Source organism: Streptomyces sp. HPF1205 (assembly GCF_020400825.1).
Taxonomy (GTDB): Bacteria; Actinomycetota; Actinomycetes; order Streptomycetales; family Streptomycetaceae; genus Actinacidiphila.
On the sequence record NZ_JAINVH010000030.1, the window covers coordinates 88,812 to 95,331 of the forward strand.

Genomic DNA, 6,520 nt, shown 5'->3' on the forward strand with positions numbered 1-6,520 from the left:
TCGGGCCGGCGGCGGGACGACGGGATTGACGGCATCCCTCGTCCCTCCTCGTAGCCCTCTGCTGGGTTCCCTTTCCAGCGTCGCGCCGGTCATGCGGAGCGGCGGGCGCCGGTCAGGCCACGGCGGGGCCCGGCAGCAGGACCCCGTGCCCGGGGACGAGGGCGGCTTCCAGCGTCGGGCGGACGGTGAAGACCCGGTCGGTGCCGGTGAGCCGCAGCAGGCGCCGGGTCTGCGCCGGGGGTCCGGCCAGGACGAGGCGGACGCCGGCGGTCCGGGCGTCGAGGCGGGTTTCCAGCAGGGCGTTGAGGACCGTCGAGTCGCAGAAGCCGAGAGCGGTGAGGTCCACGACGAGCATGACCGGGCGGATCCCGACGACGGTCCGCAGGGCCCGGTGGAGCGAGGCGCGCCGGGCCACGGTCACCTCGCCGGCCAGGCGCAGGACGAGGGTGCCGTCGCTCAGGGCGGCGGTGCTCGCCCGCAGCGGCGGATCGCCGGCGGGCCGGGCTCCGGTGGGACGGCCCGATGACGCGGACGGCATGAACGGGCTTCGCATGAGCGGGCTCCCTTCGCGCGGAAGCTGCCCCTGTACGATCGTCTCTCCGTTCGCACCCCCGTGGCCACCCGGGGGCGGGCGAAATCGGGACGGACCGGCGGCGCCCGGGGTCCGTCCCGGGCCGGTCCCGGATCGGTTTCGGGTGAGTCCCGGGTCAGTCCCGGGGCAGCAGCGGTCCGAGCGGTCCGAGATCGAGGTTGAGGTCCTCGCGGCGCAGTCCGTGGCTCTCGCACAGGCCGGTCATCCGGTCGTCGAGCGCCATGAGCGTGCGGCCGATGCTCTCCTCCTGCTCCTCGGTGAGGTCGCCCCGGTCCACCCGGCGCAGGGCCTGCCGCTCCATCAGCTCGCGCAGCAGCTCGACAACGGTCAGCACGAGTTTCATCAGGTCGCGCTCGACGGTGTCCTGGTCGAACTCGACCCGGCCGCGGTGCGGCGCGGGCTCGGTCACGGCGTGTCTCCCTCCCGGGACGCGCGGGCCTGCGGGCCGATCGAGGTGATCAGCGCGCGCAGATGGATACGGACCAGGTCGACGTCGGCGATCCGCAGCGTCAGCTCGCCCGCGATCACCACGCCCCCGGCGAGCAGCCGGTCGAGCAGGTCGACCAGCGCGACCTGACGCGCGGCGAACGGCCCCGAGGGCGGCGCGGTGGCCGGGTCGGCGGCCGGCGGCAGGCCGGGCGTACGGAACGCGGGAGCGGCCTCGGGCGCCCACTCGGCCTCGGGCGCCCGTTCGGCACCGGGCGCCTCGTCGGCCGCGGGGCGGGCGGCGGGTGTCACGAGGGGTTCCCGGCGGCGGCCGGCGGCAGAGCGGCGAAGGAGTAGGGCGCCCACGGGCCGGTCAGCTCCACCCTGATCCAGGGCCCGCCCTCGCCGGAGCCGCCCCGCGCGCACTCGGCGAAGGCGGCCGCGTCCGCGGCGGGCAGCAGGTAGGAGGCGTTGAGCACGTTGACGCCGGACGCGCCCGACAGCCGCGCGTCCTGCGGCCGGTGCAGGCGCCGGTCCTCGGCGTACCGCGACAGCCGCGCGTCGAGCCTTTCGGCGAAGCCCGCGGCCTGCTCGTGCCCGCGGTCCTGGGTGCGGCGGGCGTTGAGCCGCTGCCGCAGGTAGTCGCGCCCGGAGGCGGCTCCGGCCCCCGCACCGCCGCCCGGGCCCGGGGCGCCGGGTGCCTCGGCCGGGACCGCGTACACCTTGACGCCCCACTCGACCCGCCCGTCGAGCCGGTCGAGGGCGGCGCCCAGGGCGGCGCGGCCGTCGCGCAGCATGCGCCGCACGCCGTCCTCGTCGCGGTAGACGGTGGCCAGGCGCAGCGGGAGCACGCATCCGCCGCCCGCGGCCCTGGCCACCACCTCGTGGTGCGCCCGGGCCGTCTCCTCCAGCCATCGCAGGTCCTCCAGCCGCTCCCGCAGCGCGGCCTCCCCGAAACCGGCGGCCGGCACCGCGCTCACGAACGCGGCGAGATCGCCGTCGGCGAGGGCGCGCACACGACCGCCGGCCACTCCCGTGCCCAGGCCGGACGGCTCGTGGCGTCCGGGCCGGGCCACCGCGTAGGCGTACAGCAGATCGGTCACGAGTCCTCCTCCACCCGATCGGCGCGCTCCACGCGGCTCCCGGCGCCGCCGTCGCCCGCCCGCGCGTCCTGCAGTTCGGCGATCCTGCGCTGCAGGCGCTCGTTCTCCCTGGCCAGTTCGCGGCGGCGGGCACCGGAGGACAGGGACGGGTCGTCCTCCCACCAGTCGATGCCCATCTCCTTGGCCTTGTCGACGGAGGCGACGAGCAGGCGCAGCTTGATGGTCAGCAGCTCGATGTCGAGAAGGTTGACCCGGATGTCCCCGGCGATGACGACGCCCTTGTCCAGCACCCGTTCGAGGATGTCGGCGAGGGACGCGCCGCCACCGGAGCCGTAGGGGTCCTGGAGCCGGGCGGCTGTGGTCATCGGCGTTCCTCGTCCTCGTACTCGCCGGCCTCGCCGGCCTCGGCCTCGTCCTCGTACCGGGCCTCTTCGTCACCGGCCTCGTCGTCCTCGTCGGCCATGGCTTCGTCGTCCATGGGCTCGTCGTCCTCGGCCTCGTCGTCGGCCTCGGCCTCTTCGTCGTCCAGTGCCTCGTCGTCCGCGGCCTCGTCGTCGTAGAGGTCCTCGTCCTCGGGGCCGAGGTCCTGCTCCTCGCCGGCCCGGTCGGCCTCCTCCTCCTCGGCGACGGCGTCCTCGTGGCTGACCACGACCTCGCCGTCCTGGATCTCGCCGCGCCAGCCGCCGGTCGCCTCGCCCCGTACGGTCACGAAGCGGGCGAAGTGCTTGAGGTCGAGCCGGGCCCTGCGGCCCTGGGCCCGCCAGATGTTGCCGGTCTTCTCGAACAGGCCCTTGGGGTGGTACTCGATCAGCAGCAGCACCCGGGTCAGGTTCTCGCCGAGCGGGTGGAAGGTGACGACACCGCCCGCGGTGCCCTTGGCGCCCTCCGCGGTCCACGCGATGCGCCGGTCGGGCACCTGCTCGGTCACCTGGGCGCGCCAGCTGCGGCTCGACCAGAAGATCTTGAACTTCCAGTCGGACGTGGTGTCGTCGGAGGTCGAGACACCGCGCACGCCCTTGGCGAAACCGCTGAACTCCTGGAACTGCGTCCATTGGTCGTAGGCCTCGCGCACCGGCACGCCGATGTCCACGCTCTCCAGGATCACCGTCGGCCGCGCGCCGGCCCTGCTCCCGCGCCGCCCCTTGCCCGCCATGCCCTTGACCGCGCCGGCCACGTTGTCCTTCACGAGCCCGAGGCCGGCCGACATGGCGCCGCGCAGCACCTCCTTGCCGCCGAGGCCGCTCGCGCCCAGTGCCTTGCGGCCGCTTTCCAGCGCCATCCTGCCGAGTCCGGGGCCCTGCCCCTGCGCGGCGTCCGTGAGCTTCGCGGTGGCCGAGCCGAGACCGCTGCCCAGCCCCACCAGCAGGCGCTGGGCCCGAGCCGCGAGGTAGCCCTCCAGCTCGTGCATCAGCCGCTCGACGGCAGGGTTCAGGCCGCCGTCCTCCCCCGGGCCGCCCTCGCCGCCTGCGGCCTTCGTGATCGACTTCGCGCTCTCAGCCACGGCCGCCTCCCTGCGCCCGGGTGCGCCGCGCGGGCCGCGCGGACGAGGCCCGCTCGCCGGACTGCTTGCGCGCACCGGCCGTCTTCTTGGCGGCGGGCTCCTTGCGGGCAGCGCTCCTGCGGGCGGCGGGCGCCTTGGCCGCGGTGTTCTCGGCCGTCTTCCTGGCGGCCCTGGCCGGGGCCTTCTTGGCGGCCTTCTTCGCGGCCGGGCGGCGACGGGCGGGGGCGTCCCGCTCGCCGTCGTCCGTGTCCTGGAGGTCCCCGGTGCCGCCGGCCTCGTCCGCGTCTTCGGCGTCTTCGGCGTCCTGTGCGTCTTCGGCGTCCTGTGCGTCTTCGGCGTCCTGTGCGTCTTCGGCGTCCTCTGCGTCCTCGTCCCGCGACCGTCCCGGCGCCCCCGGCACCCGGTCGCGCAGGTCGAGCGTCCTGGCGTGCAGGCGGTCGGCGAGGCCGCCGAGCTGCCGGGTCGCCAGCGCGCCGGTCGCGGCCTTGCCGACGCCGCCGAGCTGCTGGCGCAGTTCCGCCCCGAGCTCCCCCAGTTGGGGGTTGTCCCGCAGCCGCGCCGCGGCGAACTCGCCGAGCGCCTTCGGGGACACGTTCAGGCGTCTGCCGAGCACCAGCGACCCCACGCCGAGCGCGAGCCTGGCCTTCTTCGTTCTGCCCAGTACGTAGCCCCCGCCGAGCGCGAGCGCCATTCCCATCCGGTTGTTCATGTCGTCCTCGTCCCGTCAATCCGTCGTGCGCGGCCCTCGTCCAGCCGGTCCAGGAGCGCGTCCTCCAACCGGTCGAACTCGGCCTCGTCCACCTCGCCGCGTTCCAGGCGTCCCGACAGTTCGGCGAGTTCGCGCTGGATCACCGCGGGGTCGTAGTACTCCCGCTCGGCCTCGGCCAGCGCCTGGCGCAGCGCCCAGAAGGCGCCGCGGGCAGGAGCGGCGGGCAGGAGCAGGAGCGAACCGATCAGTCCCATGGCGAGGCCGCTAACCGGCCGCGGCGGCCGCGGGCGCCCGGTCCTGCTCGGCCCCGGGCTCCACGAAGCTGTACGGCGCCAGCGGACCGTTCACCGTCATACGCAGCCACGGGTGGTCCCGGGCCAGTTCGTCCGCCGCCGCCAGGAAGCGGTCCGCCGCGTCGGCCGCCACGAGGAAGGAGACGTTGGCGAGCCAGCCGCCGCTTTCGGGACCGGGCCGGACGGCTTCGGCCGCGCGCTCCAGCGTCTGCCTGACGAGCGCCGCGTCCCGGACCTCGCGTTCCTGGACGGCGTGCGCCACGGCCTCGCCCAGCCGGAGCCTCGCCTCGTGGGAGTCGGCACCCGCGGCCCGTCCGGCCTCGTGCAAGGCGCGGATCTCCGGTTCCTCGGCGAGCACCTGCCGTACGACGGCGTCGGTGTCGTGGACCGCCTTGACGTTGTACTCGGCGCGGCCCTCCACGGCGGACAGCCGCTCGGACCAGTGCGCGGCGCGGTCGCGCAGCACCGCGCGCACGGCGTCGTCGTCCTCGGCGAGGCTGCCGAAACGCATGGGCAGCACCGGGCCGCCCGCGCCGGCGGCGGTCAGGACCGCCTGGTGGGCCAGCAGGTCGCGGCGCTTGGGCCGGACCCGCTCGGGCGCGTCGCACACGACGGCCGCGAGGTCGCCCTCGACGAGGGTACGCAGGGCCGCCGGCGGGTCGCCCACGCCGGCCGCCTCGTCCGGCAGGCGGAAGTCCGCGGTGGCACGCAGGATGCCGTAGACGTACGTGCTCACTCGTCCTCCTCCTTCTTCCTGCGGCGGGTCGTGGTGCCGGACGTGGTGCGGCGCCGCTGCGGAGCCGCCTCCTCCTGGCCGCCGTCGTCGCCCGACCTGCCCCGGAACGCGTCCGAGATGGTCTCGGCGGCGCCGGCCAGGGCGCCCTTGGTCTTGCCGCGGGCCCCCGACTCGGTGACCTGGCCGACCACGTCGGGCAGGCCGGGGTCCTTGTGCGGGCCGCTCTCCAGGTCCAGGCGGTTGCACGCCTCGGCGAACCGCAGGTAGGTGTCCACGCTGGCCACCACCACCCGGATGTCGATCTTGAGGATCTCGATGCCGACCAGGGAGACGCGCACGAAGGCGTCGATCACCAGGCCGCGGTCGAGGACCAGTTCGAGGACGTCGTAGAGACCTGAGCTTCCGCCGCCCCTGGCTGGGGCGGCAGCGGATTGCGTGGTGGCTACTGCGGTGGTCATGCGGTGGTGCCTCCTTGGTACCGGGAGGGGCAGCGGACGGCCGGCGCGCGGGCCGGACTACTTCCGGTCGGCCCTGCCGCGCTCGTAGCGGCGGGTCCGGCGGTAACCCGTGAGGTTGCCGCCGGCGTCGAGGGACACCTCGTAGGAGGCGAGCAGACTCATCGTGTCCGGCACGCGCTCCAGTTCGAGCACCTCGATGGTGAGTTCCCAGCCGTCCTCGGTTCGGGTGAGGGACGACACGCCCTCGGCCCGCTGGCCGGTGAGCAGGGCGAGCTGGTCCTGTGCCCGGCGGACCGCGTCCAGGGGATTGCTCACGCGGTCCGCCGCTTCGCTCCGGTGTCCGTTCCGGCGGTTCGCGCCGGTCCGGCTGCCGTCTCGTGCGGTGTCCCGGCTCTCGTCGGGTTCGGTGTCTTCGTCGTGTTCGGTGTCTTGGGTGTCTTCGGCGTCGGTGGATCGGGTGTCTTCGCTTCTGCGTGTGTCCGCCATGGCGACCTCGGGTTTCGCGTTACCGCTGCGCCCGGGCTCAAACCTTTGTGCGACAGCGGTGGACTGGGGATTCCTGACGCCCCATCAGCCGAGTGCCTTCCACAGGCCACGGCCCGGCGCCTGGACTGCCGGTTTCCCCGCGGCCGGCCGTTCACGCCTGGCAACGCGCGTGAGCGCGGACACGCGGCGCTCCCGTCCCGCGGTCCGCGCCGCGGC

11 protein-coding genes are annotated in these 6,520 nt (G+C 74.9%); all 11 read right to left on the minus strand.

The window, feature by feature from the left end:
• Positions 1-112: 112 nt before the first annotated feature.
• A complete protein-coding gene (locus K7G61_RS27670) occupies positions 113-553 on the minus strand; it encodes an STAS domain-containing protein (protein ID WP_225849722.1) in 441 nt (146 codons plus the stop codon).
• Between the two features lie 154 nt (positions 554-707).
• On the minus strand, positions 708-1,001 hold the full coding sequence (locus K7G61_RS27675) for a gas vesicle protein K (protein WP_225849723.1): 294 nt from the start codon (positions 999-1,001) through the stop codon (positions 708-710).
• Positions 998-1,225 (minus strand): gas vesicle protein, encoded by a 228-nt coding sequence (locus K7G61_RS27680; protein WP_225849740.1) that lies wholly within the window; start codon positions 1,223-1,225, stop codon positions 998-1,000. The genes K7G61_RS27675 and K7G61_RS27680 overlap by 4 nt, the downstream gene beginning before the upstream one ends.
• A 101-nt stretch (positions 1,226-1,326) precedes the next feature.
• Positions 1,327-2,121: a GvpL/GvpF family gas vesicle protein gene (locus K7G61_RS27685; protein ID WP_225849724.1), complete on the minus strand. Its 795-nt coding sequence runs from the start codon at positions 2,119-2,121 to the stop codon at positions 1,327-1,329.
• Complete coding sequence (locus K7G61_RS27690; RefSeq protein ID WP_225849725.1) at positions 2,118-2,486, minus strand: gas vesicle protein; 369 nt, start codon at positions 2,484-2,486, stop codon at positions 2,118-2,120. Before K7G61_RS27690 ends, K7G61_RS27685 begins: the two co-directional genes overlap by 4 nt.
• Complete coding sequence (locus K7G61_RS27695; protein WP_225849726.1) at positions 2,483-3,622, minus strand: SRPBCC family protein; 1,140 nt, start codon at positions 3,620-3,622, stop codon at positions 2,483-2,485. Before K7G61_RS27695 ends, K7G61_RS27690 begins: the two co-directional genes overlap by 4 nt.
• Positions 3,615-4,331, minus strand: a complete 717-nt coding sequence (locus K7G61_RS36630; RefSeq protein WP_263984931.1) for a DNA primase — start codon at positions 4,329-4,331, stop codon at positions 3,615-3,617. Before K7G61_RS36630 ends, K7G61_RS27695 begins: the two co-directional genes overlap by 8 nt.
• Positions 4,328-4,585: a gas vesicle protein GvpG gene (locus K7G61_RS27705; RefSeq protein ID WP_225849727.1), complete on the minus strand. Its 258-nt coding sequence runs from the start codon at positions 4,583-4,585 to the stop codon at positions 4,328-4,330. The genes K7G61_RS36630 and K7G61_RS27705 overlap by 4 nt, the downstream gene beginning before the upstream one ends.
• A gap of 10 nt (positions 4,586-4,595) precedes the next feature.
• The gene (locus tag K7G61_RS27710) at positions 4,596-5,360 is read right to left on the minus strand and encodes a GvpL/GvpF family gas vesicle protein (RefSeq protein WP_225849728.1); all 765 of its coding nucleotides are present in this window, start codon (positions 5,358-5,360) and stop codon (positions 4,596-4,598) included.
• Positions 5,357-5,818, minus strand: a complete 462-nt coding sequence (locus tag K7G61_RS27715) for a gas vesicle structural protein GvpA (RefSeq protein WP_225849729.1) — start codon at positions 5,816-5,818, stop codon at positions 5,357-5,359. Before K7G61_RS27715 ends, K7G61_RS27710 begins: the two co-directional genes overlap by 4 nt.
• A 57-nt stretch (positions 5,819-5,875) precedes the next feature.
• A complete protein-coding gene (gvpO, locus tag K7G61_RS27720) occupies positions 5,876-6,304 on the minus strand; it encodes a gas vesicle protein GvpO (protein ID WP_225849730.1) in 429 nt (142 codons plus the stop codon).
• Between the last annotated feature and the right edge of the window lie 216 nt (positions 6,305-6,520).

What these genes read in the sequence shown, in the direction of transcription:
- K7G61_RS27715 (WP_225849729.1), bottom strand. Translation starts at nt 5,818, where the DNA reads ATGACCACCGCAGTAGCCACCACGCAATCCGCTGCCGCCCCAGCCAGG.
- K7G61_RS27670 (WP_225849722.1), bottom strand. Translation starts at nt 553, where the DNA reads ATGCGAAGCCCGTTCATGCCGTCCGCGTCATCGGGCCGTCCCACCGGA.
- gvpO (WP_225849730.1), bottom strand. Translation starts at nt 6,304, where the DNA reads ATGGCGGACACACGCAGAAGCGAAGACACCCGATCCACCGACGCCGAA.
- K7G61_RS27705 (WP_225849727.1), bottom strand. Translation starts at nt 4,585, where the DNA reads ATGGGACTGATCGGTTCGCTCCTGCTCCTGCCCGCCGCTCCTGCCCGC.
- K7G61_RS36630 (WP_263984931.1), bottom strand. Translation starts at nt 4,331, where the DNA reads ATGAACAACCGGATGGGAATGGCGCTCGCGCTCGGCGGGGGCTACGTA.
- K7G61_RS27690 (WP_225849725.1), bottom strand. Translation starts at nt 2,486, where the DNA reads ATGACCACAGCCGCCCGGCTCCAGGACCCCTACGGCTCCGGTGGCGGC.